The following is a 25314-nucleotide window of genomic DNA, read 5'->3' as shown; positions in this document are numbered from 1 at the left end:
TATCCTGCTCCCGGACCCGCTCATGCCATGCGGGATGCGCGACCCGCGCCGCTGGCGCCGCCTCCCCGGCTCATCTGACAGGCTTTCATGGACCGCTGCGGTTTCGACCGCGCATTGAATTCCAGTATCAGACAGAGGAAGGAAATCCCATGTCTCTGAAAGTTATCGTCATCGCCACGGCTCTTGCACTCTCGGCCACGTTCGCCGCCGCCGAGGACATGCAAATGGACATGAGCAAGCCGATGGGCGACCACAGCGCAGCAAGCCATGCTTTTGCTGAAGCCAACGCCAAGATGCACAAGGATATGGCGATCACCTATAGCGGTGATGCCGATGTCGATTTTGTCCGCGGTATGATTCCGCATCATCAGGGCGCGATCGACATGGCGAAGATCGAGCTGCAGTACGGCAAGGATCCGGAAATTCGCAAGCTCGCCGAAGCGGTGATCAAGGCCCAGGAGGCGGAGATCGCCGACATGCAGGCTTGGCTCAAGGCACACGGCAAGTAATCGCAAAGGACGCCGGGGTATAAAGCTCCGGCGTCCGCTTCACTAGACTTCGATCAGGCTCTTGGTTCAAATGGTTCCGGTCGGCGACCGGCTCCCTGTCGCGCAAGCATCCAGCCCGGATATTCAGGCGCGAGTTCGCTGACGTCGTCCAGTTTCTTCAGGTCGCCGGCATCGAGTTTCAAATTGACGGCCGCCAGGTTCTGGTCGAGCTGCTCGACGCGCTTGGCCCCGATGATGACAGTCGTCACGAATGGCTTGGCGAGGATATAGGCAAGCGCCACGGTCGCGACGCTCGTGCCGTGCTTCTCGGCGATCTCGCGCATGACGGCAACGCAGGCCCAGGCGCGATCCTTGTCTACCGGCGGGAAGTCGAACGAGGCGCGGCGCCCTTCCCCATTGCCTGGGGTTCCCGGCCCATACTTGCCGGAGAGGAGGCCACCAGCCAGCGGCGACCAGACCATCAGCCCGAGCTTCTCTTCCTGCATCATTGGCACGATGTCACGTTCCAGATCGCGCCCGGCGATCGAATAGTAGGCCTGTACCGTCTCGAAGCGCGCGAAGCCGCGGCGTTCGGAGATGCCGAGCGCCTTGGCGATGCGCCATGCCTGCCAGTTGGAGACGCCGACATAGCGCACCAGACCGCGAGACACGAGATCGTCCAAGGCGCGCAGCGTCTCGTCGATCGGCGTGGCCGTATCGGTGGCGTGGATCTGATAGAGATCGATATGATCGGCCTGCAGGCGCTTCAGGCTCGCCTCGACCGAATCCATGATGTGGCCACGTGAGGCGCCGCGGTCGTTTGGCTTGTCGCCCATGACGCCGTAGACCTTCGTGGCGATGACGACGTCCTTGCGAGGAACGCCCAGGTTCTTCAGGGCCTGGCCGAGCAGCTTCTCGGATTCGCCGAAGGAATAGACGTCGGCCGTGTCAATGAAATTCACGCCAGCGGCAAGCGACCTTTCGACGATCTGGTCAGCTGCCTTCTGATCAACATCAGCAATGGACCCCCAGATATTGCCCTCGCCGGCGGCTCCAAAGGTCATGGTGCCGAGGCAGATTTCGGAGACGAATAGTCCCGTATTTCCAAGTTGATTGTAACGCATGGTCGAAGATTTCCTTGTGTCGACCGCGGGCACTGCCCACGGACAGATGAATTCATTTTTTGGTTATTGGCCTGCGCATGACGGGAACAGCCGGAATACGGCTGCGCGGGAGGCACTATCGATGTAAGGCGAGACAGCGGCATTTCAACATGCCGTGTACTCGCCTCACGGCTTTGCGATCCCCTTGTTTCGCGTCAGTCTTTCAATAGATTCCAATCAGATCACTCGGAGATGGGCGATGACGACTCGCGCGCTGACAACCATCGGCTTCGATGCCGACGACACGCTCTGGCAGAATGAGCAATACTACCGGCTGACTGAGGCGCACTTCACCGAGTTGCTGGCCGATTATGCAGACGGCCCGAGGATCTCGGAGCGCTTGCTGGAGGCAGAGAAGCGCAATCTCCGCCACTACGGCTTCGGCATCAAGGGATTTACCCTGTCGATGATCGAGACGGCGATCGAAGTCACCGAAGGCAAGGTGCCTGCCAGCGTCATTGCCGGCATCCTCGACACCGGCCGCGACCTGCTTTCCCACCCGGTCGAGACCCTGCCACACGTACAGGAGACGCTCGCGGCGCTCTCGGAGAATTATCTGTTGGTAATGATCACCAAGGGCGACCTGTTCGATCAGGAGCGCAAGCTGGCGCAATCCGGGCTCGGCGACTTCTTTCACGCCGTTGAGATTGTTTCCGACAAAACCGCCGTGACGTATCGGCGGATCTTCTCCAAGGTCGGCGGCGGCCCGGAACGGGCCATGATGGTCGGCAACTCGCTGAAATCAGACATTGTCCCGGCAATCGCCGCCGGCAGCTACGGTGTCTTCGTGCCACATGAGCTCACCTGGGTGATCGAGCATGTCGAGGAACCGAAGGACGCACCGCGCTTTCGCAAGATCGAACATCTCGGCGAACTGCGTGGGCTGATCGAAGATCTTGGCTAAACCCGTTGTCACTGCCTTGAGGGAAAGAGTGGCGACGGCGATTGCTTCTCGGCCGGAGCGGTTGGTTGCGGCGCTGTCGCCTGAGGCTCGACGAGAATGCTGTAGGGTGCGCCAAGGCCGCGGCGCGGCGATACCTTGGAATAGTAAGGCCGCAGCAGCCAGGTGGTGTTGTCCTTCACGGTGATATTGTAGCTGCTGCCATCCTCGTCGGTACCAAAGATTGCCTCCTCATCGGGCGTCGCGAGATCGAATATCGAGAGGAAGGCAAACTTGCTCTTCGTCGAAAAGCTGACCTTCACATGCTGGCCCGCCTTGACCGGAAGCGTGTAGACGCGCCCGTTGCCGAACTTCGTCCAGCCCTTGAGCTCCATGGTTGCGGCCGGAAACTGTAGCTTTTCCAGTCGCTCGCCAGGCTGCAGCTCCGGTGACTGGGCGAATGCCATGGACGCTACCAGGCAGAAGGCGACGGTTGCCGCGAGCGCCTTCATGGGCGCACCAGCGCATTGCGCATCGCCTCTACCTCGACGCGGCAGAAACAACCTTCAACATGATCGTTGACGAGACCCATTGCCTGCATGAAGGCATAAACTGTGGTCGGGCCGACAAACGTCCACCCGCGTTTCTTCAGATTCTTGGAAATGACGACCGATGTCGGCGTTGTCGGGTTGGCCATAACAGCGGCACGGTCGACCACCTTCGGCCGCTCGTTGTGACCGGGTTCAAAGCTCCAGAAATAGCGGCCAAGCGAGCCGAATTCCTGCCGCAATTCAATCGCACGTCGGGCATTGTTGATCGTCGAAACGATCTTGCCGCGATGGCGCACGATGCCGGGATCGGCAAGGCAGCGCTCGATATCGCTGTCGTCGAAAAGCGCAACCTTCTCGAAATCGAAGCCGGCGAAGGCAGCGCGGAAATTGTCGCGCTTGCGCAGGATGGTGAGCCAGGACAAGCCGGACTGGAACCCCTCCAGGCAGATCTTCTCGAAGAGGCGGGTATCATCCGTTACCGGGCGTCCCCATTCCTCATCGTGATATCTAAGATAATCCGGGAGGTTGGCATGCCAGTGACAGCGGCTCTTGCCGTCTTCGCCGATAATAATGCCCGTATCGCTCATGATCCCGCTTCGCTTTCGTGCTGCGAATCCGGCTTTACCATTTGCAAACTCTGTTTCCAAACCGAACGATAACCCTGACGAAAAGTTTATCTCGCGCTTCAGACTTGAATGAACTCAAATTTACTATTCGCTGGCGGGAACGATGGCAGCGTGAAGGCAGGCGGCCGCTGCCGTCCGCGCATTTCGGCCATTTGTAGAGAGTCCGTCCGATGATGAAATCCCTTATGCTCGCCGCAGCGATGCTCGGCGTCTTTTCCACGGCCGCGCTTGGCGACGACCGCTACGCGACACGCCCGCCGGTCGTGCTGAGCCCGGATCTTGCAGCCCCGTGGATCATGCAGCTCGGCGGCAAGGTTCGTCCCGTCGTCTACCAGCGACCGGTCGCCGCGCAGCGCGGTCTGTTCACGTCCGGCGCCTTCGGCCGCGCTCCTGCGGCCAAGGCGCAGCCGGTATCCGCCATCAATCCTGGTGTTCCCGTCATCCGTCGTCAGCTTGAGCCGCAATACCTGCCGCAGATCGTCACCTACGACACCAAGGAACAGCCCGGCACGATCGTCATCGATACCAACAGCCGCTTCCTTTATCTGGTCATGGACGGCGGCAAGGCGCGGCGTTACGGCGTCGGCGTCGGCAAGCCGGGCTTCGAATGGGCCGGCGTGCACAAGATCACCCGCAAGTCCGAATGGCCGGACTGGACGCCGCCTTCGGAAATGATCGGTCGCGAAGCTGCGAAGGGCCACTATCTTCCCGCGCGCATGGACGGCGGTCCCGGCAACCCGCTCGGCGCGCGTGCCATGTATCTCGGTTCGACGCTCTATCGCATTCATGGAACCAATGCGCCGTGGACGATCGGCAACGCCGTGTCCTCCGGCTGCATCAGGCTGCGCAATGAAGACGTTGTTGACCTTTACGAACGCGTAAAGGTTGGAACCCGCGTCATCGTCATGTAAGGGCCTATCAATACCGGCGCGGAGCCGGGAATAGTTGAAATTAGACACCGCAGCTGTTTCATCCCGCGCCCAACATCTTGAACTGGACCGAAGTTCGGGTAGCTTCGGTCCGGTTTTGCTTTGAGGGAATCAACCATGCTGAAATTCGCGACGGCTCTTGCGGCCGCCGGCCTTCTGGTCTCTTCCATGTCCACATCGGTTTCGGCGCAGCCGATTACGCCTGTTCACGATGGCGCACCTGTCGTTCGGGTTGCCTCGCCGCCGAAATCGGTCAAGCCGCAGTTCAAGCGCCAGCGCGTGCGCCTCGTCACGAACGAAACGCCCGGCACGATCATCATCGATACCAACAACAAGTTCCTGTATCTCGTCGAAACCAAGAACCGCGCGACGCGCTACGGCATCGGCGTCGGCCGCGAGGGCTTCGGCTGGTCAGGTGTGGTCAAGATCGGCCGCAAGGCAGAGTGGCCGACCTGGACGCCGCCGGCTGAGATGCGCGTTCGCGAAGCGGCGAAGGGTCATATCATCCCGGCCTTCCAGGAAGGCGGCGAGGACAATCCGCTCGGTGCCCGCGCGATGTATCTCTACAAGGGCGGCCGCGACACGATCTTCCGCATCCATGGCACCAACCAGCCATGGACGATCGGCCTGAACATGTCGTCCGGCTGCATCCGCATGATGAACAAGGATGTGATCGAACTCTACGATCGCGCGCCGGTCGGCACCAAGGTCATCGTCATCGGTCCCGGCAACAAGCAGGGCGAGATCAGCTTCGAGGATCGTGGCATCGACGTGTTGCGGACGCTGTTCGGCGGCTGAGACAAGTAATTAGGCGGCCGGACAACCGGTCGCCTATTTTGATCCGCAGCTGACCTTGCCGGTGGCTGTGAATGGTTTCGCGCCACCTTCGAGAGCGAGTTCATAGGTCCCCGAGAATGCGTTCATGGATTTGCCGAGCTGGCCGGCAATCACGATCAGGCTGATTCCCTGACCATTCGCATCGTCGCCAGCTTCATAGAACACCTCCAGCCGCAATTCGCCGTCATACGACCAATGGTGCGTCAGGTTTTCTGAAGTGACGGCAATCTTCTTAAGCGCTTGCGTGATGTCGCCGCTCTTAATCACCAGTGCGCCGCGAAAATGATTGAGCTTGTGGCCGCCTCCGGCCTCGAAGCCGCTTTCCACCGTGAAGCGCACATCCTTGTCATCCGCCGAGCAGAAAAAGCGAGTGTCTGCATGGGCGGCACTGGCCGCACCACAGAAAACCGTAAGCGCGAGGATGGTGCGATACATGGCGGGCTCCTGAGATCGCCGGACGATCCGGCGCCGCTAAGCTAAGTGCAAACCCTTTAATTTTTCCGGTATGTCCCCGCCATAGGCCCAATCCAGCAGCTGGATCGTGTGGACGATCGGAACGGCGGTCCCGGTCGCAATCTGCATCATGCAGCCAATGTTGCCAGTGGCGATTACATGCGACTTGGTTGCCTCGAGATTCTTGACCTTGCGGGCCTTGAGCGTATCGGAAATATCAGACTGCAGGATGTTGTAGGTGCCAGCGGAGCCACAACACAGGTGACCTTCGGCAGGATCCCGGACATTGAAGCCCGCAGCCTTCAACAGCTGCTTCGGCGCCATTGTGATTTTCTGGCCGTGCTGCATCGAACAGGCCGAATGGTAGGCGACGGTGATGCCCTTCGGCACCTGCGCGGGGAGCTCGAGGGATACGAGAAAATCTGTAATGTCCTTCGCCAGGGACGAGACGCGCGCCGCCTTTTCGGCATAGGCAGCATCAAGCCGCAGCATATGGCCATAGTCCTTGATCGTTGTGCCGCAGCCGGAGGCGGTGATGATAATTGCGTCGAGCCCGCCCCTCTCGATTTCCCGCGTCCACACATCGATGTTGGCACGTGCGCTCGCCAATGCCTGCTCCTCGCGTCCCATGTGATGGACGAGCGAGCCGCAGCAGCTCTCTCCCTTCGGAACGACGACTTCGACTCCGAACCGCGTGAGGAGGCTGATCGTCGCTTCGTTGATGCCGGGATCCAACACCGGCTGCGCGCAACCGGTCAGGATCGCCACGCGGCCACGCTTCTCACCGACCGCCGGGTGGCTCGCCGGCACGGCATAGGCGGAAGCCGGAGGAATGTGGCGCGGCGCCAGCGCCAGCATCGCGGCAAATGGTTTCAATGCGGGCGCACGCTGCAAAAGGCCAGCCAACGGACGGCCCGCCGACGACAGCTTGAGCGCCAGGCGAAATCGATCGGGATAAGGCAGAACGGCGGCAAGGATGGCGCGCACCAGCCGGTTCATGAACGGACGCTTGTAGGTCTTTTCGATATGCGCCCGTGCGTGGTCGACCAGGTGCATGTAATCGACGCCGGAAGGACAGGTCGTCACGCAGGCGAGACAGGACAGACAACGGTCGATATGGGTGACGACCTCGGCGTCCGCCGGGCGCCCGTTTTCCAGCATGTCCTTGATCAGGTAGATGCGCCCGCGCGGGCTGTCTAGCTCGTTGCCGAGCGTCACATAGGTCGGACAGGTCGCGGTGCAGAAGCCGCAATGCACGCATTTGCGCAGGATCTTCTCGGATTCGGCAACATCAGGGTCGGCAAGCTGGGCCGGCGTGAAATTGGTCTGCATTGCCCTATGCTCCTGCCATCTTCCCGGGATTGAAGATGCCGGCGGGATCGAATTTCAGTTTCAGCCGCTGCGACAGCAAGGCTACAGCTTCCTGCTGTGGCTGAAAGGCAGCCGTCATTGATCGCATCTGTTCGGATGCGCGGATGAGCGTGGCGTGACCGCCGCCCAGCGCCTTGATGAAACGACGCAGGAGGTCGGCATCGGCATCTGCCTCCATCCGCATCCAGATCAGCCCACCTTGCCAGTCGTAGAATGCATCGACCCCAGCCTCAAGCCGAAGTGCCGCGACTAGCTGGTGACCGACGCTTGGGGCTACCGAGACACGCCAGACCGGTCGCGGCGTGCCGTCGGCATAAGGAGCAACGTCGCGGATGTCTTTCCAGAGGCGGACACTCTCGCTTTGTTCCAGCCGCGCGACGGATCCGAACCTTGCCATGGCCGCGGCGAGCTTGGTTGCCCTGGCATCGACAGAGCTGGGCAGGCCCTCGATCCGCAGACAGGTCGCCTCGCCTTCAGAGAGCGTGCTGTCGAGAAATTTCCAGGAGACGGTCATCGGCAGGTGCGCGGCGCCGGAGACTTCGACCGGCAAGGCCGTCGCCGCCGCCATGGCGTTGGCGGCTTCGGCATCGTTCAACCCGGAGACGACGATCGTCGCTTCGGTTCGTGGTCGCGGTGGCACGCGGAACGTCACTTCCGTCAGGAACCCCAGCGTGCCGTGTGAGCCGGCCATCAACTTGACGAGGTCCAGCCCGGTGACATTCTTCATCACGCGGCCGCCGGCCTTGATCACCTCGCCCCTGCCGTTGATGAAGCTGACGCCAAGCAGGCTGTCGCGCGCCGCCCCTGCAACGAAACGGCGCGGGCCCGAGACGTTAGCGGCAAAAACGCCACCGATCGTCGGTTCGCCTGCCGTTCCCATGATCGGCCGATGGTCCATCGGTTCGAAAGCCATCATCTGACCGTTCTCCGCCAGTGCGGCTTCGATCTCGGACAACGGTGTTCCCGAGCGGGCCGTCAAAACCATCTCGCCCGGATTATAGGCCGTGATCCCGCCGAGATTGGACGACCGCAGGCGGCTTTCCGCAACCACGGCGTTTCCGAAACCGGACCGGGTGTTGCCGCCGCAGATCGCGAGCGGCTTGCCTTCCCGCGCATGGCTGCGGACGATTGCCGCAGCCTCTTGGTCCGCCATAGGCAATAGGTCGATCATGCGGCTGGGCGCCCCTCGAGCGGGAAGACTTTGGACGGATTCAGGAGCCAGGCCGGATCGAAGGCTGCACGTGCTGCCATCTGCTGCGCCAAATCCGCTTCGGAATACTGATGGCGCATCAGGTCGCGCTTTTCGATGCCGACGCCATGCTCGCCGGTCAGGCAACCACCGGCATCGACGCACAGCTTCAGGATTTCCATGCCCGCCGCTTCCGCGCGGGCGGCATCTTCCGGATCGTTGGCATTGAAGAGGATCAGCGGATGCATGTTGCCGTCGCCGGCATGGAACACGTTGGCGACGCGAAGCCCATAGCGATCGATGATTTCAGAGGTTTTCTTCAGCACATAAGACAGCTGGCTGAGCGGAACGGTTCCGTCCATGCAGATATAGTCCGCAATACGGCCGGTTGCGCCGAAGGCCGACTTGCGGCCCTTCCAGATCAGCGCCGCCTCGGTTGCCGACTGGCACTCACGGACGGTTTTCACGCTGTGCCTGCGCGCGATTTCGACAATGCTCTTCAGCATGTCGTCCATTTCCGCTTCCGACCCTTCAACCTCCACGATCAATAGCGCGCCGACATCAAGGGGATATCCGGCCTTGGCAAAGGCTTCGCAGATTTCGATTGCTGGCTTGTCCATGAATTCGATGGCGACGGGAATGATCCCTGCCGCGATGATGTCGGCGACGCAGGACCCCGCCTCTTCGGAGGTATCGAAACCGAAGAGAACCGGGCGCGCGCCCTCGGGCTTGGCGATCAGCCGAACGGTCGCTTCCGTGACGATCCCAAGCTGGCCCTCATGTCCGCAAACGAGGCCGAGCAAGTCGTAGCCCGCCGCATCGAGTGCCTTGCCCCCAAGATCGATCACGATACCATCCATCAGCACCATCCTTACGCCGAGCAGATTGTTCGTCGTCACTCCGTATTTCAGACAGTGCGCGCCGCCGGAATTCATCCCGATATTGCCCCCGATCGTACAGGCCAGCTGGGAGCTCGGGTCGGGAGCGTAAAAGAAACCATCCGCCGAGACGGATTCCGAGATATTCAGATTGGTGACGCCTGCCTCGACCACCGCCACGCGGTTGGGCAGATCAATTTCGAGAATGCGGTTCATCTTGGATACGCAAACCACCACCGCATCCTCCTGCGGAATCGCTCCGCCCGAGAGCGACGTTCCCGCACCGCGCGGCACCACCGGGACGCCATAGCGATGACAGTATTTCATGACTGCGGCCACTTCCGCGGTGGTCCGCGGCAAGGCAACTGCCAATGGCATCCGGCGATAGGAAACGAAGGCATCGGTCTCGAACGGCATCAGCTCGCGCGCCTCATGCACCAGGCATTCCGGCGGCAGCAGGTCGATGAGATCGGCGACGATCTGCCGGCGGCGGGCAAGCACATCGGCACGCGGGGCGAGAAACGAAATAGTGTCGGACATGGCTCTCTCCCTTCGCTGGCGGCAGCGAAAACCGGACGCCTCCTCCGCGCTGCCGGCTCAATCGGGCTTAGCACTTTCCCCATTATGGCGCAAATGCTAAGCACTTATTCCAAAAGGACAAACAATCAAAGCACATGACCAATCTGGGTGACCTCGAAATTTTCGCAAAAGTCGTTTTGATGGGGAGCATGTCTCTCGCCGGCAGGGCGCTCGGTTTTTCGCCGGCCGTGGTCTCCAAACGCATCAAACGCCTGGAGGACCGGTTAGGCACGCGGCTCCTGCAGCGCACGACGCGGCAGATTTCGCTGACCGAGGCCGGCCAGGGTTTCTACGACCGCGTGCTCGGCATTCTCGCTGGCATCGAGGAGGCCGAATACTACATTTCCGGACGCTCGGCGCAGATGCAGGGAACGCTGAAGGTGACGGCGCCGACCTCGTTCGGACGCACGCATGTCGCCCCGCATCTGAAGTCCTTCATGGACATGCATCCCGGGCTTGCGATCCATCTCGTGCTCAGTGATGAATTCACCGACATCGTCGGCGAAGGCTTCGACCTTGCGATCCGCATCGCGGAACTGACGGACTCAAGCCTAGTCGCGCGGCGACTTGCGCCCGTGCGGCGCCTGCTTTGCGCATCGCCGGATTACCTTGCCGCCAACGGCACACCGCAGACGCTCGAAGACCTCAAGCAACATCGCTGCCTGCCCGCGCACAACAACGATGCCTGGCGGCTCGAAGGACCGGAAGGGCCGCTTTCTCTGCGGCCAGAGGGGATGCTTGTGACGAATTCCAGCGAGGTGGTGCGAGAGGCTGTCATATCGGGGCTTGGCATCGCGCTGCGCTCCACGTGGGACATCGGCCGTGAGCTCAAGGACGGCCGGTTGGTGCACATCCTTCCCGCCTATGAAGGATCGCGCTATGTGGCGCTTTCCGCGGTCTATCCGAGCCGCCAGTTCCTGCCAGCCAAGGTGCGGTTGTTCATCGACTATCTTGCCGAAATTTACGGACCGGTCCCCTATTGGGAACGCTAGAGCCTTCAGGGTTCAATTCGCCAGTCTCTCGATTACGAGATCGAGAAGTGCCCGCAGGCGCGCCTGCCGCTTCATGTCCCGGTGATAGCCGACCCAGGTGTCGCGTCCCGGCGGAGCTTCCCCGAGGTCGACCGGCTCGATGTCAGGGATTGAATCGCCAAGAGGTCGCGGCAGAACCGCCAGGCCGGCGCCGTTTCTGCAAAGAGTCGCCTGCACATCGCGATTGTTGCTACGCATGGCGATCTCCGCCTTCGGCAGAAGGCGCGTCAGCCATGCGACATCTGGCGTGCCGCCAAAGGCCTCGTCCATCGTTACCAGACGCGCGCCTGTGCCGTCGCCTGCTTTTGGATGCTCCCCGCCTCGGCCGACATACAGCCGGTAGTCAATGTGGAGCAGCTTGCGCGATATCACCTCCGGCTCGGTAAAAGGTGCGATCCGAAAAACGACATCCGCTTCTCGCCGGGAAAGGCTCAGCAGGCGGCTATCGGTCAGCAATTCAACGACGATATTCGGGTAGCTCAGCGAGAATTCCGCAAGCACCGGTGAAAGCACGTGTGCACCGAACCAATCCGATGAGGACAGGCGCAGGAAGCCACTCAGTTGGCGGTTCTGCCCGGCGAGTTCTCGCTCAAGGCCAAGTGCTTCCTCTTCCATGCGCTCGGCACGTGCGAAGACGGTGGCGCCCTCATCCGTCAGAACGAAGCCGTCCGCCGTCCGCTGAAAGAGCGTCTGGCCGAGCGAGATTTCCAGCGCACGCAGGCGACGACCCATCGTCGGCTGCGTCAGGCCGAGGCTGCGGGCGGCAGCACCGAGAGTGCCTTGGCGCGCAATCGCCAGGAACAGCTTGAGATCACTCCATTCCACCATCTATCTTCCAAACACAAATGCATGAACTTTATGCAATCTCTTTCATTTCCATTCGCATATCAACGGCGCATTTTCCGTCCCATACAGACGAAAGGAAAGTTGCATGTCTGCGACTACAACGATGAAGGCGCTGCTGATTGACACGCCGAAAGCCGATTTCCGTGCAGCAGAGATCGCCAGGCCGACGCCGCGTGAAGGTGAAGTGCTGGTCCGGATCAAGGCGAGCGGCGTCAATCCGCTGGACACAAAGATCCGCGCCGGCAATGCCGCCCATGCGCGCCATCCGTTTCCGGCCGTTCTCGGCATAGATGTGGCTGGTGTCGTCGAGCAGGTCGGCCCCGGCGTCACCGCGTTCCATCGCGGCGACGAGGTCTATGGCATGACCGGTGGCGTCGGCGGCATCCAGGGCTCGCTGGCTGAATTCGCAGCGGTCGACGCCAGGCTGATTGCGCCGAAGCCCCACAACCTCTCGATGCGGGAAGCAGCAGCCCTGCCGCTGATCGCAATTGCCGCCTGGGAAGGGTTGGTCGATCGCGCCAACGTCGGCAAAGGCCAGCAGGTTCTTGTCCTCGGTGCCGGCGGCGGCGTGGGGCACATTGTCGTACAGGTGGCGAAAGCCGCGGGCGCCAATGTGTTTGCCGTCGATGGTGCCGCCAAGGCTGACTACCTCGCAAGCCTCGGTGCAATGCCGATCGACTACAGGGTAGAGACCGTGACGGACTATGTCGGCAATCACACGGGCGGCAAGGGTTTCGACATCGTCTACGATACCGTCGGCGGCCCCGACCTCGATACTGCCTTCCAGGCGGTCGGCCGGTTCGGTCACGTCGTCAGCGCACTCGGATGGGGCACACACGCGCTTGCCCCGCTATCGTTCAAAGCGGCGACCTATTCGGGCGTATTCACGCTGCTGCCGCTTCTGACCGGCGAAGGGCGAAGCCACCACGGCGAGATCCTGCGTGAGGTCGGCAAGCTCGTCGAGGCCGGAAGGCTGATGCCGAGGCTGGACGCGCGCCGCTTCGGACTTTCCGATGTCGCGGAAGCGCATGCGTTGATCGAAAACCGTCAGGCAAACGGCAAGCTGGTGGTGGAGATCGCTTGATTTCACAAGGTGCGGCGTATGCTCGCCGCACCCGTCTTACCGCGCCAGATCGAGATAGGCGCTTGCCACCATGGCATCGATATCTTTCGGCACCGGAACAATGCAGCTCTCGGCGCCGACCTCGCACCTGGCAACACGTTCGAGGCAGCGCGCCTGCAGCGTGAAGCCCAGGTCCATCGACTCCACGGAATTGCCGAGCGGACGGGGACCGGCGAGGTTCGCCATATGCCCGCCGCCCAGAATATGGAAGCAGCGACCATCCTTCAGGTGCAAAGTCTCGATATGGTCAGCCTCGTAACGATCGATCCGCACTACGTCGGGGTAGTGCCGGAACGCGGCGACGTCGATCTCATGCGGGAAATGTCCGCCATTCATCAGGATGGCACCATCCTTGATCAATGGAAGATCCGCTGCGGTGACGATACCGGGGAGGCCGGTGACGGTGATGAGCACGTCGGCGGAGGCAATCGCCTCGTTGCGCAGCGGCGTGGAAAACCCGTCGAGATGAGCCTCCAGCGCTGTCACCGGATCGATATCGACGACGCTGACGCTTGAGAACGCGTTGCGGAAGCAGGCTGCGGTTCCCTTCCCGCAGGCGCCGTAACCGAAGACCGTCACGCGCTTGCCGTTGGTGGAGCGGTTGGTGAAGCGCATGTAGCTTTCGAAAAGGCTCTGGCCGACGGCATGTCTGTTTTCGGCATACTGCTTGATCGGGCTATCGTTGATGACGAGGATCGGCATGTTCAACTTCGCCCGCATCGGCAACAGGCGCGTGCGGCCCGACGTCGTCTCCTCGGTGCCGCCGAGGAGACTGGCGTAAGGGGCCTCGGCCGCGATCGCGAAGAGGTCGCCGCCATTGTCGAGCAGCAGATCCGGCCTTTCGGCGACAACCGCCTCCAGGCTCTTGCGGTGCGCGACAGGGTCCGTCGTCTGAGTCGCAAACATGGTGATCCCCTGCGCACGGAGAAACTCGACGGTCGAAGGCTGTGTGCTGTTCAAATTGCCGGTGCAGACGAGTCGAGCACCGCCGGCCCTCAGCGTCATCAGCAGCGCCACTGTCTTCGGTTCCAGATGGATACCGGTGCCGATGGTCAAACCGCCGAACGGCTGGGTTTTCTCGAACTCTGCGGCCGTTGCCTTCAGCAATCGGCAGCCGTTGCCAATCCATTCGATGCGGGTTGCGTCTCTCTGCATATCCGTGTCCTTCTGCTCTCAACGCAGTGTTATGCCCGGCAGCAGCTTTCGACCATGGAGATAATTCTTCGCAATAGGGCAGAAAATCTGCCCTATTGCGCGGACGCGTCGGAACGGAGCAGCCAGTCGCGAAGCGCGGTGAAGGCGGGTTTCTTCGCGTCGGTGGCGCGGCAAGACAGGCTATAGCCGGCCGGTCGGCGAATGAAGCCATAGGGTGCTGCGAGCACATTGCGCTGCAAGTCATCCTCAATGGCGGCGCGAGGCGCGAGCACGACACCCACACCCGATCGCGCCGCCCCGAGTGCGAGGAGCAAATCCTCGAACTCCTGCTTGCGCCGGAACGTCACGGCCTGAGTGCCGCTTTCGGCAAACCATTCCTGCCAGAGGGTTGGCGCGCTGCGGCTGACGAGAGCGGTGATCTCCACCATCCGAGCAGGATCGTCGGCGATCATTTCCGTAAGACCCGGCGTGGCAACGGGACCGAAATCATCCTCCATGAATTTGACTGCCGTTATGCCGGTCGCCGACCGGTATTCACCGCCCATGATGATCGCGTCAAGCTCCGGATGCAGCGACAACGGCTCGACGATCGACATCGGCACGATATCGACGTTAACGCTTCCGAGTTCTGCCTGCATATTTGCAAGCCGCGGCATCAGCCACCATATAGCAAAAGCCGAGGGCGCGCCGAGGCGGATGCGGCGATGCTCGCCGCCCGCAAATTCCGCGGCGGCACGCTCCAATACAACCAAGGCCGCGTTGGCCGCCTCCGCGAACCGTGCCGCCTTCGCGGTTGCAGCCAGTTTTCTCCCGTCGTGCGCGAACAGTTTCTCCCCGAAATAGTTCTCCAGGATGGCAATCTGCTGACGCACGGCGCCACGCACGACACCAAGTTCCGCGGCAGCGCCAAGAATGCTGCCGTGGCGACAAACGGCTTCGAAGGCGCGGACCGCTTTTAGGGGAGGAAGACGCATGGTTACCACAGTATTGACATAACAGTGCACGACATGACGCCGTCATTGATTGAAATGCAAGACGGGCCCATATTGAACGCCTGTGCAATGGCCGAATCAGGACAGTATTTGGCGGATCTTCCGAACCGTGGAGAAACGGAAGCTGCCAATTGAACAAGTATCAAATCCCGCTGGAAAACTTGAAACACGTATGGATTGCGCAAGCTTTCCAGTGGATACTAATATAGCGACTTCAAGGAGCTGAACTTAAAAGGTGACCCGACCGTTGACTCTTCTTTCCCGCCTCGCTTCAGACGTACAGCTGATGTTCAGACGCCCTCCGCGTCAACAGTATGCTGCGCTTTGTTATCGGGTGAAGAAGAGGACAAGCGAGCTCGAAGTACTTTTGCTGACGAGCCGCGATACCGGGCGGTGGATCATTCCCAAGGGCTGGCCGATGGACGGGCGTACAGCCTACGAGGTCGCCGCCCGCGAAGCTTTCGAGGAGGCCGGGGTACGTGGGACGGTCGAGAGCGACATACTTGGCACCTATTCCTATCCGAAGGTCTTGAAGAATGGGCTCAGCGTAACCTGCAAGGTTCAGGTTTACACACTCGAGGTCGCCAACATCGCCAAGAATTTCAAGGAGAAAGGCGAGCGCAAGACCGAGTGGGTTTCCTGTGACGAAGCTGCGAAACGGGTTTACGAGCCCGAGCTTCGGGAGATCTTTTTGCTCTTCAAGCGCCGTATGGCGGAGCAGCTTGCGGCAAGGATGTTGAAACAAATTCCAGCGGAATGATACTGCCATCTTGCGCTGCTAAACTTGGCGACGTTAAAGCAGGACTGAACGCCAAGGAATAGCATGCCCGACCGACCAGCCGTCCTCACCAAAAGAACGCTCGACAAGGATCTCGACAAGCTTACGCATGTCGAGGATGCGACGAAATTCGTGTCGCGCAAACTGGTGGCCCCTGGCCTCGGGCTGATCTTCCTCGGACTGGCCATGCTTTTTGCCGGCGTTTACGTCTTTGACCGGCCAAGCGCGATGCTCGTGGTCGCGGCGGCGGCGCTTGCCGCCTATATGGCCATGAACATCGGTGCGAACGACGTCACCAACAACGTAGGCGCCGCCGTGGGCGCGCGTGCGATGACGATGGGACAAGCGCTTGTCATCGCAGCAATCTTCGAAATTCTCGGCGCGACGGTTGCCGGCGGCGAGGTGGTCAAGACGATCTCCTCAAACATCGTGGACGCGGTGCAGGTGCCGCCGGGGACGCTCAGCTGGATCATGATGGCGGCATTGATGGCCGCCGCTTTATGGATCAACCTCGCGACCTGGATGAACGCGCCGGTATCGACCACGCATGCGATTGTCGGCGCGGTGATCGGCGCGGGTATCGGCGCGGTCGGTCCCGAGCCGGTGAACTGGCGGGTGATGATCGAGATCACGTCGGCTTGGGTGACCTCCCCCCTGTTGGGCGGCGTGATCGCCGCCGGCCTCCTTTTCATGGTGAAAACGCTGATCATCTACCGCGAAGACAAGATTGCCGCAGCGCGACGTTGGGTGCCCATCCTGATCGCGATGATGGTCGGCGGCTTTTCGTCCTACATGATGCTGCAGCTTCAAGCGCCCAGCGAATTCTCCGCGCTGACCATCCTCCTGTTCGGGGTCGCGGCCGGCTTCATCGGATGGGCCGCGGCGCGGTCATTCGTTCTACGGCAGGCCGTAGAGCTCGAAAACCGTAACAGCTCGCTGCGTGTGCTGTTTCAAATCCCGTTGATTGGCTCAGCTGCGTTGCTCTCCTTTGCGCATGGCGCCAATGACGTGTCCAATGCCGTCGGGCCGCTTTCGGCAATCGTGCGCGCGGTCGGCGGATCCGCTGAGGGTGCAGTGGACCAGCCTCCGATCTGGGTGTTGCTGATCGGCGCCTTCGGTATCTCCGTTGGACTGTTGCTCTTCGGGCCACGCCTGATCCGGCTGGTCGGTGAGCAGATCACCAAGCTCAACCCGATGCGGGCCTATTGCGTGGCGCTGTCAACGGCCTTCACCGTCATCGTAGCCTCATGGCTCGGCATGCCGGTTAGTACGACGCATATCGCCGTCGGTTCCGTGTTCGGCGTCGGCTTCTTCCGTGAGTGGTATACGCGGCATTCGAAACGCCGTATCGAATACATACGCCGCAGGGCAGAGAGCTGGGCGCTCGACGAACCGGAAGATCCAAACACGCACGAGGTTCGCCGCCGCTATCTCGTCCGCCGATCGCATTTCATGACGATTATCGCCGCCTGGGTCATCACCGTGCCGGCCTCCGCAGCGCTTGCAGCCATCCTCTATTGGGTTATGTTCGCTCTCTTTGTTTGAGCAGGACTTTTCAATGCGCGCCAATTTTCGGATGCAAAGGTTGTTTGTGGACGCCCCCCTCGCTGCCGGAACAACCGTGGAGACGACGGCAGATCACTTCAACTATCTCGCTAACGTGCTGCGTATGGCCGAGGGCGTCGAGTTGCTTGTCTTCAACGGCCGCGACGGCGAGTGGAAGGCGCGTCTCACCTTTCCGACGCGAAAGCGTATTGTGCTGATTGCCGAGGAGCAGACGCGGCCGCAGCCTGTTCCCTCCGACCTGCACTATCTCTTTGCTCCCCTGAAGGTCGGGCGTCTGGACTACCTAGTGCAGAAGGCAGTGGAGATGGGAGCAGGTGTTCTCCGCCCGGTGATGACCCAACACGTGCAGGGCAAGATTACTAATCTCGATAAGTTGAAGGCAAATGTCGTCGAGGCGGCGGAGCAATGCGGCATACTTGATATCCCTGATGTGGCCGAGCCTGTGAAGCTGTTCGATCTCCTGGACTCCTGGCCTAGCGACCGCCGCATCATCTATTGCGACGAGGGCGACGCAGGGCAGAACCCGCTGCCATTGCTGTCCAAAATCAGCGAGCGAAAGCTGGCCCTCCTCGTCGGCCCGGAGGGCGGTTTTTCCGAGGAGGAGCGCGCGCGCCTGCGCAGCTTCGATTTCATTACCGCAATCCCGCTCGGGCCGCGGATCCTGCGAGCGGATACAGCTGCGGTTGCTGCCATGGCTGTCATTCAGGCGTCGATCGGCGACTGGAATTAACCTTAGGATCGGTCGCTGCCGAAGTAGGCAGCTATTTTTTTGATGGACCGTTGAAACAATTTCACTTGCAACATACGTGGGAGCGGTCCTAATCACCCTTCCAATTGCCCGGTTTTTTCCGGGCGCTCTCCCATTGCAGGTAGACTTGAATGGCTCGCGATACCACCGACCAGACGCCACTCTCTTCGGTTCAGGAGCTGACCGATTATCTTGCTGTGGGAAGCAAGCCGAAAGAAAAATTCCGCATCGGCACTGAGCATGAGAAGTTCGCCTTCTTCCGGGCCGACAATAGCCCGGTGCCGTACTTCGGTGAGGCTAGTATTTCGGCGCTGCTCAAAGGTCTGCAGCAAAAATCCGGCTGGGATCCGATCGTGGATGGCGACAACATCATCGGCCTTGGCGAGCCGAAGGGGATGGGCGCCATATCGATCGAGCCCGGCGGCCAGTTCGAATTATCAGGCGCGCCGTTGGAAACGATCCACGAGACCTGCAAGGAATCGAACGCGCACCTGGCGACATTGCGCGAGATCGCCGAGCCCATGGGCATCCGCTTCCTCGGCATCGGCGGCAGCCCCAAATGGACGCTGGCCGAAACACCGGTGATGCCGAAATCCCGCTACGAGATCATGACCCGCTACATGCCGAAGGTCGGAGCCAAGGGTCTAGACATGATGTATCGCACCTGCACGATCCAGGTGAACCTCGACTTCTCCTCGGAGGCCGACATGCGCAAGAAGATGCGCGTCTCGATGAAGCTTCAGTCTCTGGCAACCGCCCTCTTTGCCTCCTCGCCCTTTACCGAAAGCAGGCTCAACGGCCTGCTCTCGTGGAGGGGCGATATCTGGCGTGACACCGATAACAACCGCTCCGGTCTGCTGGACTTCACCTTCCGCGACGACTTCGGTTTTCATGACTATGCCGAATGGGCCCTCGACGTGCCGATGTATTTCGTCGTGCGCGACGGGCATTATCACGACTGTACCCATGTTACCTTCCGGCAGTTCATGAACGGCGCACTGAAGGGCGAAATCGCCGCCTGGGAGCCGACGATGGGAGACTGGACGAACCATCTCTCGACGCTCTTCCCGGATGTGCGCATGAAGCGCTTCCTCGAGATGCGCGGCGCGGATGGTGGGCCTTGGCGGCGCATCTGCGGGTTGCCAGCCTTCTGGGTCGGGCTGCTCTATGACGAGGCGGCGCTCGAAGATGCCGATATGCTGACCAAGGACTGGACGTTCGACGAGGTCAACGCCTTGCGCGATGCTGTGCCGGCTCAGGGCTTGAGGGCAAAGTTCCGCGGGCATGAGCTCTACGAGACCGCACGTGAAGTCATCGCCGTTTCGAAGGCGGGGCTGAGGGCGCGCAACAAGCTCAACAAGGAAGGGCAGGACGAAACCATCTTCCTTTCGCCGCTCGATGAAGTCATGGCGAAGAAGGCGACCTTGGCCGAGGATCTGCTGGCGCTTTACCATGGCCGCTGGGCCGGTTCGGTAGAGCCCGTCTTCGAAGAGTATCAATACTAAGCCAGGACCTACTAAATTCATCCGTCTGTTTGACGGCATGGGATTGGGTGGAGGTAAGCAAGCGCAAGGCTTGTAGCGCCTTGGCGAGCATTGCTTGCGATCAGACGGCCCATGCCGCCTAACCCGAAGGGCGAGACGGATTTTGCCCCTGACTGCGTCGTAAAGACTTGAATGTGGTAGGGCACTTCCGACGCCTATCCTTCTTGTCGAAATCAAAATCCGTCAGGCAGAATGGATGAATTTAGTAAGTCATGACCCTAAGCCCTTCTGCAAAAAGCGGTTTGCGCATTCCTTTTTCCGGCTATAGTGACGCAATTAAGCGTTGCGAACCGGGAAGGGGATTTCCATGTTGCCACTCTTCGACATGATAATGCAGGCCCAGAACGGCGCGGCGATGGATGCAGTCTCCAAGCAGTTCAATCTTGCCCAGGAGCAGACCGCCAAGGCGATGGCGGCGCTGATGCCGGCATTTTCCGCCGGCCTGAAGCGGAGCACCAGCAGCCCTTACGACTTTATGGGGCTGATGCAGGCGGTCGCCTCCGGCAACTATGCCAAATATTTCGAGGACATGAGCAAGGCTTTCACGCCGCAGGGGATATCGGACGGCAACAACATCCTTGCGCAGCTGTTCGGCTCCAAAGAGGTGTCGCGCGCGGTGGCTGCGCAGGCGGCCCAGGTGACGGGAATCGGACAGGAAATCTACAAACAGATGCTGCCCGTGATGGCCGATACGCTGATGGGTGGCCTGTTCAAGCAGTCGATGGGGCAGATGACGGCCCCGGTCAATCCGTTCGTCAACACGGCGATGGGCGAAACCATCCAGAAATGGCTCGAAAGTACCGGCTTCGCGCCGAAGCAGAAGCCTACCCCCGAGCCAAGTATCTTCGACAACCCTTTCACCCAGGCCATGCAGCTGATGTTCGGCATGCAGAAGCCGGAGGCCGAGAAGACGGTCACTAACCCGTTTTTCGACAACCCGTTCGCAAAGACCTTTCAGGACATGATGGGCTCGCTTGGAAAGCCGGTCGAGCCGAAAGCAGCCGAAGCTCAGAAGGAGCAGGCGAAAGCGGAGACGGAAAGCTACATGGACATGCTGAACAGCATGTTCGACAGCGGGCTCGAGGTGCAGAAGAACTACCAGAAAAACATGGAAGCGATCTTCGAAACCTATATGCCTAAGACGCCTTCCTCCACGCCTCCAAAGGCATAAAAAAACCCGGAGACGGCTGGGAGGCCGGTCACCGGGCAAGAGGCAGGGCTATTGGCTATCACCCTGCGGGGAAAACTGAGCCGGCCTTAATCCTTTCGGGACCGGAAGAGCGACTTAGGTCCACGATTGCGCGCGGAACGCGTCAGGTGTTCCGACGGATCTTCAAAGAAGGTGGACGCCAGGAACGCCGAGGTCAGATCGGCCCTGGTAAGGCCGATATCCCTCAATTGCTTGTCATCGAGATCGTGCAGCCGGTTGATCTCCATACGGTTGCGGAACACGCGCAGTACGGATGACAACGTTGCAAAGCCATTTGCGAGACGCTGGGAGAACGTCGGGGTGGTCTGGCTGCAGTCGAGTTCGAGTATCCGGTCTGTCGTGCGCATGGTTGATCCTTTCATTGGCGCGCAACAACCCACCCCTCCCGCGAGTTCGAGCGGGAAGGCATCGGGTTGAAATCGGAGCGGACAGGCAGGGTGTCTGTCCTTCACTTTGCTTGATTTGCACCCCGAAGATGCCAAACACCTATTGATCAGTCCAACGAATGTTTCTAATGATTATCATCAGAGAACTTTATGGGTGAACTCATGACCGCGCCTCTTGATATTGATCAGTTGCAGACCTTCATCGCGATTGTCGATTCCGGCAGCTTCACCAAGGCCGCCGACAGGGTCTACAAGACGCAATCGGCCGTTTCCATGCAGATGCGGCGGCTGGAAGAGCGCATTGGCAAGCAGCTTTTCATCAAGGACGGCCGCGGCAACCGCCTGACCGCCGAGGGCGAAAAGCTATTGAACTATGCGCGGCGCATCATTCGCCTCAACAATGAGGCGATCGCGGCCTTCGACGACAATCGTCTCGAAGGCACGCTGCGCATCGGCACACCCGATGACTACGCCGACCGCTACATGCCGGAGATCATCGGCCGTTTCGCCAAGACACACCCGAACGTCGAGCTCTATATCGTCTGCGAGCCCTCCGTGGGTCTCGCCGAGCGCATGAATCGCGGCGAACTCGACATCGCGCTGGTGACACACAATCCGCGCGAGCGCATGTCGGATGTCGTGCGAACGGAACCGCTCTGCTGGGTCGGCTCGGCCAACCATCCCATCCGTGACGACGCGCCAGTGCCGCTCGCCGTCGGTCGTCGCGACTGCCAGTGGCGCCAGCTCGCCTGCTCTGCGCTCGATGCGGTCGGGCGCGAGCACCAGATCCTGTTCACCAGTTGGTCGTGCACCGTCGTCGCGGCCGCAGTGCTTGCCGGCATGGCCGTTTCGGTCATGCCAGAATCGGCGCTGCGTACAGGGATGAAGGTGCTGAGCCAGGCAGACGGTTTCCCTGCCCTGCCCCCTGTTCAGATCGGCATCATGAAGCGGCCGGGTGTGTCGATCTCACTGATGAACGCTATTACCGCGCATATCACCGCCTGCCTCGACAACATCACGCCCGCCGTCGTCGACGACAATCTCGAACCTGAGGTGAAGAATGCCTATGGGCGGGTGCAACCCCGCCTCAAGATCGCCAACATCGTACCGAGCTGGTAGACGTCACGCAGCAGCCGGCGAGAGGAAAGCCTTGCGGATCACGCGCTTCCACTCGTCGAGAATGCGTCTGGCAAGCGAGTCCTCGCTGACGACGGCAAGGCGGATCGAGGCCCCTAGCAGGTGGCTGAACAGATAGCTACGGGCCTGCATGTCGGCTACCGAGAGTTCCGGTGCGACGCGGCGGACCGTATCCTGGAAAATGTCCGCAATCCGCTTGCTGTGCTCGATGTTGAGGCGCAGCAGATCGTGATCGGTTTCAGTGCCCATCCAGATGCCGAGATAGGCGGCATCGTTGCGGTAGTCGTCATAGTGCCAGTCAATCATGGCGGCGAGTACCTCGAGCGCATGGTCGACGGAGTGCACAGACGCAAAGGCATCGGCTATCCGCGTCTGGATCGTCAATGCCTGGCGGTCAAAGAGAGCTTTGACGATCGCGGCCTTCTCGGGAAAATATTGATAGACGGAGCCGATCGGCACCTTGGCGGCGACGGCCAGTTCCGTCATCCGCATGGCGCTCACACCCTTCTCGGCAATGATTGCTGCAGCAGCCGACAAGATGAGGTCGAGCCTCTGAATACTGCGTTCCTGTTTCGGCTTCCGGCGGAGGCCAATACGATCCAAACTTCCGACCTTCATGTCGTTCCCATTTGTTCTATTTGAAGCGACGGAGTGGTTCATCCGGCGCCATTTGGCCGATATGACATGCAGGTCTTCACGACTCGTAAACGAGATAGATCGGATTGTCTGGATTGGGAAAAGTATAAAAAAATCGGGGTGATACACCCCGATTTGGCCAGCTTCCGACTGCGAACTTACTCGGCTGCCTCCGGCTCAGCACCGATCGCGGCGATCTTGTAGCCGTCCTGGACGCACGCGCGATTAGCATCCGCTTGGGCGCGCTTGAAGTGTGCCTGTTGATGATTGTCGCCCCGCACCACCGGAATGGTTGTCCATTGACCTTCGATAATCTCCAGTCGTATTCATTAAGAGATTCGATTGGAAGAAATTATCATGCTGACACTTCGACAGATGCGCTACTTCGATGCGCTGGCAACGACGCGCCATTTTGGCCGCGCCGCCGAAATGGTCCACATCAGCCAGCCCGCGCTGTCGACCCAGATCATGGAGATGGAAGAGTATCTTGGCGCCAAACTCGTCGAGCGCACTCGTCAGAATACTATTCTGACGCCGAAAGGCGAAGAGGTGCTGCACTACGCCCGCGCCATCCTGCATCAAGTCGACCTGCTCGAGCAGACGGCCCGAAAAGGCGGCGGAACACTTGAAGGTCTGATCCGGATCGGAATTATTCCCACCGTCGCGCCTTACCTCGTCCCGCAGTTCGTGCCACATCTGCGCAAGACATACCCCAGCGTCGAGGTGGAGCTACGGGAGGCGGTAACCGATCGACTGATGGCAGATCTTCTGACAGGGAAACTGGATGCCGTGATCGCGGCGTTGCCGCTCGACATCGAAGGCATCCAGACGCGGCCGCTCTTCACCGACCGCTTCTTCATGGCCGTGGCCGACAACGGCGAGGCGGTGCTGATGTCACCGCTGACCGAGCATGAGGTTAATGTGGACCGCCTCCTGCTGCTCGAGGAGGGACATTGCCTACGCGATCAGGCGCTCGCCGTCTGCAGCGCCGGCAAGCGCAGCCTTGTGAACTTCGGCGCGACGTCGATGGCGACGTTGCTGCAGATGGTGTCGCACGACATGGGCATGACGCTCATTCCTGAAATGGCCATTCCGACGGAGACCAGTCGCAATTCGATCCGCATCGTCCCGTTTGCCGACCCGCAGCCGTCGCGCGAGATCGGCCTCGCCTGGCGGCGTAGCAATCATCGTGGCAAGGAGATGGAGGCGCTGGCAGAGGCGATCATCGCTGTCGCCCCTGCCCCGCACGAATTGGCCGCCTGATCAGGCCAAGTTCTTCTTCAAGAATTCAACCGTCCTGCTCCAGGCAAGATCTGCAGCCTTCTTGTCATAGCGAGCCGACGACGTATCGTTGTTGAAGGCGTGGTTGACGCCGTCATAAACGAAGATCTGGAAGTCCTTGCCGTTCTCCTGCAGCGCCTTCTTGTAGGCATCGATGCCGGCATTGATGCGGTCGTCGAGACCGGCATAGTGCAACATCAAGGCAGCCTTGATGTTCGGCACATCGGCCGCCTGCGGCTGCGCCCCGTAATAGGCGACGCCGGCCTTCAGCTCCGGCGATTTGGTGGCGAAGTCGTTTACCAGCCCACCACCCCAGCAAAATCCGATCACGCCGACCTTGCCGTTGGAATTGTCGAGCTTGGTCAGATAGGCGAGCGTTGCCTCGGCGTTCGCCACCGTGGCGGGCCGGTCCAGCGTGCTGAACATCTCGCGGGCCTTGTCTTCGTTCTCGGGGGTGCCACCATTGGGCGAAAGGAAATCCGGCGCCAGCGCGATGAAGCCTTCCAATGCCATGCGGCGCGCAACATCACGGATATGCGGGTTGAGGCCGCGGTTCTCGTGGATCACGATCACCGCGCCGAGTTTGCCTGAAGCATCCTTCGGCTCGACCAGGTAACCCTTCATCTCGCCGGCACCGCCGGGATAGGTCACGTTTTTTGCGACCAGCCGTTTGTCGTCGGCGGCGATCATTTCCGCGCTCGCCTTATTGGCGGCGAGCATCGGCGCGATGACCGCGGCGGCGCTAGCCGAGCCAGCCAGTTTCGTCAGCTTATCCATGAAGCTGCGGCGGTCGAGTGTCAGATGCGTGTATTCGTCGTAGGCGCTAATCATCGCCTGCGTGATTTCCGGCTTGCTCATTTGGGTCCTCCTGCTCCCTACTTGTTGGCTTTCGCCTGCCGGGGAAGATAGGTCAGCCGCCGGTAACGCAGGAACAAAA

At 60.5% G+C, this 25314-nt stretch carries 26 protein-coding genes; 13 read left to right on the top strand and 13 right to left on the bottom strand.

All coding sequences use genetic code 11. From position 1 onward, the window contains the following. Positions 1-149 precede the first annotated feature (149 nt). Positions 150-509 (top strand): DUF305 domain-containing protein, encoded by a 360-nt coding sequence (locus FHT71_RS03425; protein WP_132588401.1) that lies wholly within the window; start codon positions 150-152, stop codon positions 507-509. Between the two features lie 53 nt (positions 510-562). On the opposite strand, the gene FHT71_RS03420 is transcribed toward FHT71_RS03425, so the two are convergent. Next, positions 563-1612, bottom strand: a complete 1050-nt coding sequence (locus FHT71_RS03420; protein WP_132588400.1) for an aldo/keto reductase — start codon at positions 1610-1612, stop codon at positions 563-565. Between the two features lie 238 nt (positions 1613-1850). Here FHT71_RS03420 and FHT71_RS03415 point away from each other — a divergent pair, with 238 nt between their 5' ends. Continuing rightward, positions 1851-2555, top strand: coding sequence for an HAD family hydrolase (locus FHT71_RS03415; protein ID WP_132588399.1), 705 nt, complete (start codon positions 1851-1853; stop codon positions 2553-2555). A gap of 8 nt (positions 2556-2563) precedes the next feature. Here the strand turns inward: FHT71_RS03415 and FHT71_RS03410 are convergent, their stop codons facing one another. Both FHT71_RS03410 and FHT71_RS03405 read right to left on the bottom strand, forming a co-directional pair. After that, positions 2564-3043: a hypothetical protein gene (locus FHT71_RS03410; RefSeq protein WP_007799242.1), complete on the bottom strand. Its 480-nt coding sequence runs from the start codon at positions 3041-3043 to the stop codon at positions 2564-2566. Then, on the bottom strand, positions 3040-3669 hold the full coding sequence (locus FHT71_RS03405) for a DNA-3-methyladenine glycosylase I (RefSeq protein WP_132588398.1): 630 nt from the start codon (positions 3667-3669) through the stop codon (positions 3040-3042). Before FHT71_RS03405 ends, FHT71_RS03410 begins: the two co-directional genes overlap by 4 nt. Positions 3670-3878: 209 nt before the next feature. Between FHT71_RS03405 and FHT71_RS03400 the strand changes: the two genes are divergently transcribed. Together FHT71_RS03400 and FHT71_RS03395 are read left to right on the top strand one after the other, a co-directional pair. Continuing rightward, the gene (locus tag FHT71_RS03400; protein WP_132588397.1) at positions 3879-4619 is read left to right on the top strand and encodes a L,D-transpeptidase; all 741 of its coding nucleotides are present in this window, start codon (positions 3879-3881) and stop codon (positions 4617-4619) included. 135 nt (positions 4620-4754) lie between these two features. Beyond that, entirely contained in the window at positions 4755-5435 is a 681-nt protein-coding gene (locus FHT71_RS03395; RefSeq protein WP_132588396.1) for a L,D-transpeptidase, read from the top strand. A 33-nt stretch (positions 5436-5468) separates the two neighbouring features. On the opposite strand, the gene FHT71_RS03390 is transcribed toward FHT71_RS03395, so the two are convergent. Genes FHT71_RS03390 through FHT71_RS03375 form a run of 4 tightly spaced genes read right to left on the bottom strand, consistent with a single transcriptional unit; the run spans position 5469 to position 9905 of the window. Next, positions 5469-5909, bottom strand: coding sequence for a hypothetical protein (locus FHT71_RS03390; protein ID WP_132588395.1), 441 nt, complete (start codon positions 5907-5909; stop codon positions 5469-5471). 36 nt (positions 5910-5945) lie between these two features. Continuing rightward, positions 5946-7259 (bottom strand): glycolate oxidase subunit GlcF, encoded by a 1314-nt coding sequence (gene glcF, locus FHT71_RS03385; protein ID WP_132588394.1) that lies wholly within the window; start codon positions 7257-7259, stop codon positions 5946-5948. Positions 7260-7263: 4 nt separating this feature from the next. Continuing rightward, positions 7264-8469, bottom strand: a complete 1206-nt coding sequence (glcE, locus tag FHT71_RS03380) for a glycolate oxidase subunit GlcE (protein ID WP_183718895.1) — start codon at positions 8467-8469, stop codon at positions 7264-7266. Continuing rightward, the gene (locus FHT71_RS03375; protein ID WP_132588392.1) at positions 8466-9905 is read right to left on the bottom strand and encodes an FAD-linked oxidase C-terminal domain-containing protein; all 1440 of its coding nucleotides are present in this window, start codon (positions 9903-9905) and stop codon (positions 8466-8468) included. Before FHT71_RS03375 ends, glcE begins: the two co-directional genes overlap by 4 nt. A gap of 134 nt (positions 9906-10039) precedes the next feature. On the opposite strand from FHT71_RS03375, the gene FHT71_RS03370 reads away from it, so the two are divergent. Further along, positions 10040-10936, top strand: a complete 897-nt coding sequence (locus FHT71_RS03370) for a LysR family transcriptional regulator (RefSeq protein ID WP_183718893.1) — start codon at positions 10040-10042, stop codon at positions 10934-10936. A gap of 12 nt (positions 10937-10948) precedes the next feature. Here FHT71_RS03370 and FHT71_RS03365 read toward each other — a convergent pair whose 3' ends face one another. Next, positions 10949-11800, bottom strand: coding sequence for a LysR family transcriptional regulator (locus tag FHT71_RS03365; protein WP_183718942.1), 852 nt, complete (start codon positions 11798-11800; stop codon positions 10949-10951). A gap of 106 nt (positions 11801-11906) precedes the next feature. Between FHT71_RS03365 and FHT71_RS03360 the strand changes: the two genes are divergently transcribed. Next, positions 11907-12905: a zinc-dependent alcohol dehydrogenase family protein gene (locus FHT71_RS03360; protein ID WP_132588390.1), complete on the top strand. Its 999-nt coding sequence runs from the start codon at positions 11907-11909 to the stop codon at positions 12903-12905. A 36-nt stretch (positions 12906-12941) separates the two neighbouring features. Here the strand turns inward: FHT71_RS03360 and FHT71_RS03355 are convergent, their stop codons facing one another. Both FHT71_RS03355 and FHT71_RS03350 read right to left on the bottom strand, forming a co-directional pair. Next, entirely contained in the window at positions 12942-14099 is a 1158-nt protein-coding gene (locus FHT71_RS03355; RefSeq protein WP_183718891.1) for an adenosylhomocysteinase, read from the bottom strand. Between the two features lie 92 nt (positions 14100-14191). Beyond that, positions 14192-15073 carry a LysR substrate-binding domain-containing protein gene (locus FHT71_RS03350; RefSeq protein WP_183718889.1) on the bottom strand — a complete coding sequence of 294 codons (882 nt, stop codon included), beginning with the start codon at positions 15071-15073 and terminating at the stop codon, positions 14192-14194. Between the two features lie 265 nt (positions 15074-15338). Here FHT71_RS03350 and FHT71_RS03345 point away from each other — a divergent pair, with 265 nt between their 5' ends. From FHT71_RS03345 to FHT71_RS03325, 5 genes are all read left to right on the top strand, one after another. Then, on the top strand, positions 15339-15851 hold the full coding sequence (locus FHT71_RS03345; RefSeq protein WP_132588388.1) for an NUDIX hydrolase: 513 nt from the start codon (positions 15339-15341) through the stop codon (positions 15849-15851). A 63-nt stretch (positions 15852-15914) separates the two neighbouring features. After that, the gene (locus FHT71_RS03340) at positions 15915-17414 is read left to right on the top strand and encodes an inorganic phosphate transporter (RefSeq protein WP_132588387.1); all 1500 of its coding nucleotides are present in this window, start codon (positions 15915-15917) and stop codon (positions 17412-17414) included. 13 nt (positions 17415-17427) lie between these two features. Beyond that, positions 17428-18165: a 16S rRNA (uracil(1498)-N(3))-methyltransferase gene (locus tag FHT71_RS03335; RefSeq protein ID WP_183718887.1), complete on the top strand. Its 738-nt coding sequence runs from the start codon at positions 17428-17430 to the stop codon at positions 18163-18165. A 149-nt stretch (positions 18166-18314) separates the two neighbouring features. Further along, on the top strand, positions 18315-19688 hold the full coding sequence (locus FHT71_RS03330) for a glutamate--cysteine ligase (RefSeq protein WP_183718885.1): 1374 nt from the start codon (positions 18315-18317) through the stop codon (positions 19686-19688). Between the two features lie 346 nt (positions 19689-20034). Continuing rightward, entirely contained in the window at positions 20035-20898 is an 864-nt protein-coding gene (locus FHT71_RS03325; RefSeq protein WP_132588384.1) for a DUF937 domain-containing protein, read from the top strand. A gap of 86 nt (positions 20899-20984) precedes the next feature. Here the strand turns inward: FHT71_RS03325 and FHT71_RS03320 are convergent, their stop codons facing one another. Next, the gene (locus FHT71_RS03320) at positions 20985-21284 is read right to left on the bottom strand and encodes a DUF1127 domain-containing protein (RefSeq protein WP_007799285.1); all 300 of its coding nucleotides are present in this window, start codon (positions 21282-21284) and stop codon (positions 20985-20987) included. Positions 21285-21485: 201 nt separating this feature from the next. Here FHT71_RS03320 and FHT71_RS03315 point away from each other — a divergent pair, with 201 nt between their 5' ends. Then, a complete protein-coding gene (locus FHT71_RS03315) occupies positions 21486-22442 on the top strand; it encodes a LysR substrate-binding domain-containing protein (RefSeq protein ID WP_037083705.1) in 957 nt (318 codons plus the stop codon). Between the two features lie 3 nt (positions 22443-22445). On the opposite strand, the gene FHT71_RS03310 is transcribed toward FHT71_RS03315, so the two are convergent. After that, positions 22446-23078 carry a TetR family transcriptional regulator gene (locus tag FHT71_RS03310; protein WP_132588383.1) on the bottom strand — a complete coding sequence of 211 codons (633 nt, stop codon included), beginning with the start codon at positions 23076-23078 and terminating at the stop codon, positions 22446-22448. A gap of 375 nt (positions 23079-23453) precedes the next feature. Between FHT71_RS03310 and FHT71_RS03305 the strand changes: the two genes are divergently transcribed. Further along, positions 23454-24359, top strand: coding sequence for a hydrogen peroxide-inducible genes activator (locus FHT71_RS03305; protein ID WP_007799291.1), 906 nt, complete (start codon positions 23454-23456; stop codon positions 24357-24359). Here FHT71_RS03305 and FHT71_RS03300 read toward each other — a convergent pair whose 3' ends face one another. Next, a complete protein-coding gene (locus FHT71_RS03300) occupies positions 24360-25235 on the bottom strand; it encodes a dienelactone hydrolase family protein (protein WP_132588382.1) in 876 nt (291 codons plus the stop codon). It lies immediately after the preceding gene. Positions 25236-25314: the final 79 nt, after the last annotated feature.

The sequence above is a fragment of the Rhizobium sp. BK060 genome, assembly GCF_014193145.1.
Classification (GTDB): Bacteria; Pseudomonadota; Alphaproteobacteria; order Rhizobiales; family Rhizobiaceae; genus Rhizobium.
The sequence above is the reverse complement of the archived record's forward strand: the minus strand, read 5'-3'. Positions and strand labels throughout refer to the sequence as shown.

What these genes read in the sequence shown, in the direction of transcription:
- FHT71_RS03425 (WP_132588401.1), top strand. Translation starts at nt 150, where the DNA reads ATGTCTCTGAAAGTTATCGTCATCGCCACGGCTCTTGCACTCTCGGCC.
- FHT71_RS03420 (WP_132588400.1), bottom strand. Translation starts at nt 1,612, where the DNA reads ATGCGTTACAATCAACTTGGAAATACGGGACTATTCGTCTCCGAAATC.
- FHT71_RS03415 (WP_132588399.1), top strand. Translation starts at nt 1,851, where the DNA reads ATGACGACTCGCGCGCTGACAACCATCGGCTTCGATGCCGACGACACG.
- FHT71_RS03410 (WP_007799242.1), bottom strand. Translation starts at nt 3,043, where the DNA reads ATGAAGGCGCTCGCGGCAACCGTCGCCTTCTGCCTGGTAGCGTCCATG.
- FHT71_RS03405 (WP_132588398.1), bottom strand. Translation starts at nt 3,669, where the DNA reads ATGAGCGATACGGGCATTATTATCGGCGAAGACGGCAAGAGCCGCTGT.
- FHT71_RS03400 (WP_132588397.1), top strand. Translation starts at nt 3,879, where the DNA reads ATGATGAAATCCCTTATGCTCGCCGCAGCGATGCTCGGCGTCTTTTCC.
- FHT71_RS03395 (WP_132588396.1), top strand. Translation starts at nt 4,755, where the DNA reads ATGCTGAAATTCGCGACGGCTCTTGCGGCCGCCGGCCTTCTGGTCTCT.
- FHT71_RS03390 (WP_132588395.1), bottom strand. Translation starts at nt 5,909, where the DNA reads ATGTATCGCACCATCCTCGCGCTTACGGTTTTCTGTGGTGCGGCCAGT.
- glcF (WP_132588394.1), bottom strand. Translation starts at nt 7,259, where the DNA reads ATGCAGACCAATTTCACGCCGGCCCAGCTTGCCGACCCTGATGTTGCC.
- glcE (WP_183718895.1), bottom strand. Translation starts at nt 8,469, where the DNA reads ATGATCGACCTATTGCCTATGGCGGACCAAGAGGCTGCGGCAATCGTC.
- FHT71_RS03375 (WP_132588392.1), bottom strand. Translation starts at nt 9,905, where the DNA reads ATGTCCGACACTATTTCGTTTCTCGCCCCGCGTGCCGATGTGCTTGCC.
- FHT71_RS03370 (WP_183718893.1), top strand. Translation starts at nt 10,040, where the DNA reads ATGACCAATCTGGGTGACCTCGAAATTTTCGCAAAAGTCGTTTTGATG.
- FHT71_RS03360 (WP_132588390.1), top strand. Translation starts at nt 11,907, where the DNA reads ATGTCTGCGACTACAACGATGAAGGCGCTGCTGATTGACACGCCGAAA.
- FHT71_RS03355 (WP_183718891.1), bottom strand. Translation starts at nt 14,099, where the DNA reads ATGCAGAGAGACGCAACCCGCATCGAATGGATTGGCAACGGCTGCCGA.
- FHT71_RS03350 (WP_183718889.1), bottom strand. Translation starts at nt 15,073, where the DNA reads ATGCGTCTTCCTCCCCTAAAAGCGGTCCGCGCCTTCGAAGCCGTTTGT.
- FHT71_RS03340 (WP_132588387.1), top strand. Translation starts at nt 15,915, where the DNA reads ATGCCCGACCGACCAGCCGTCCTCACCAAAAGAACGCTCGACAAGGAT.
- FHT71_RS03335 (WP_183718887.1), top strand. Translation starts at nt 17,428, where the DNA reads ATGCGCGCCAATTTTCGGATGCAAAGGTTGTTTGTGGACGCCCCCCTC.
- FHT71_RS03330 (WP_183718885.1), top strand. Translation starts at nt 18,315, where the DNA reads ATGGCTCGCGATACCACCGACCAGACGCCACTCTCTTCGGTTCAGGAG.
- FHT71_RS03325 (WP_132588384.1), top strand. Translation starts at nt 20,035, where the DNA reads ATGTTGCCACTCTTCGACATGATAATGCAGGCCCAGAACGGCGCGGCG.
- FHT71_RS03320 (WP_007799285.1), bottom strand. Translation starts at nt 21,284, where the DNA reads ATGCGCACGACAGACCGGATACTCGAACTCGACTGCAGCCAGACCACC.
- FHT71_RS03315 (WP_037083705.1), top strand. Translation starts at nt 21,486, where the DNA reads ATGACCGCGCCTCTTGATATTGATCAGTTGCAGACCTTCATCGCGATT.
- FHT71_RS03310 (WP_132588383.1), bottom strand. Translation starts at nt 23,078, where the DNA reads ATGAAGGTCGGAAGTTTGGATCGTATTGGCCTCCGCCGGAAGCCGAAA.
- FHT71_RS03305 (WP_007799291.1), top strand. Translation starts at nt 23,454, where the DNA reads ATGCTGACACTTCGACAGATGCGCTACTTCGATGCGCTGGCAACGACG.
- FHT71_RS03300 (WP_132588382.1), bottom strand. Translation starts at nt 25,235, where the DNA reads ATGAGCAAGCCGGAAATCACGCAGGCGATGATTAGCGCCTACGACGAA.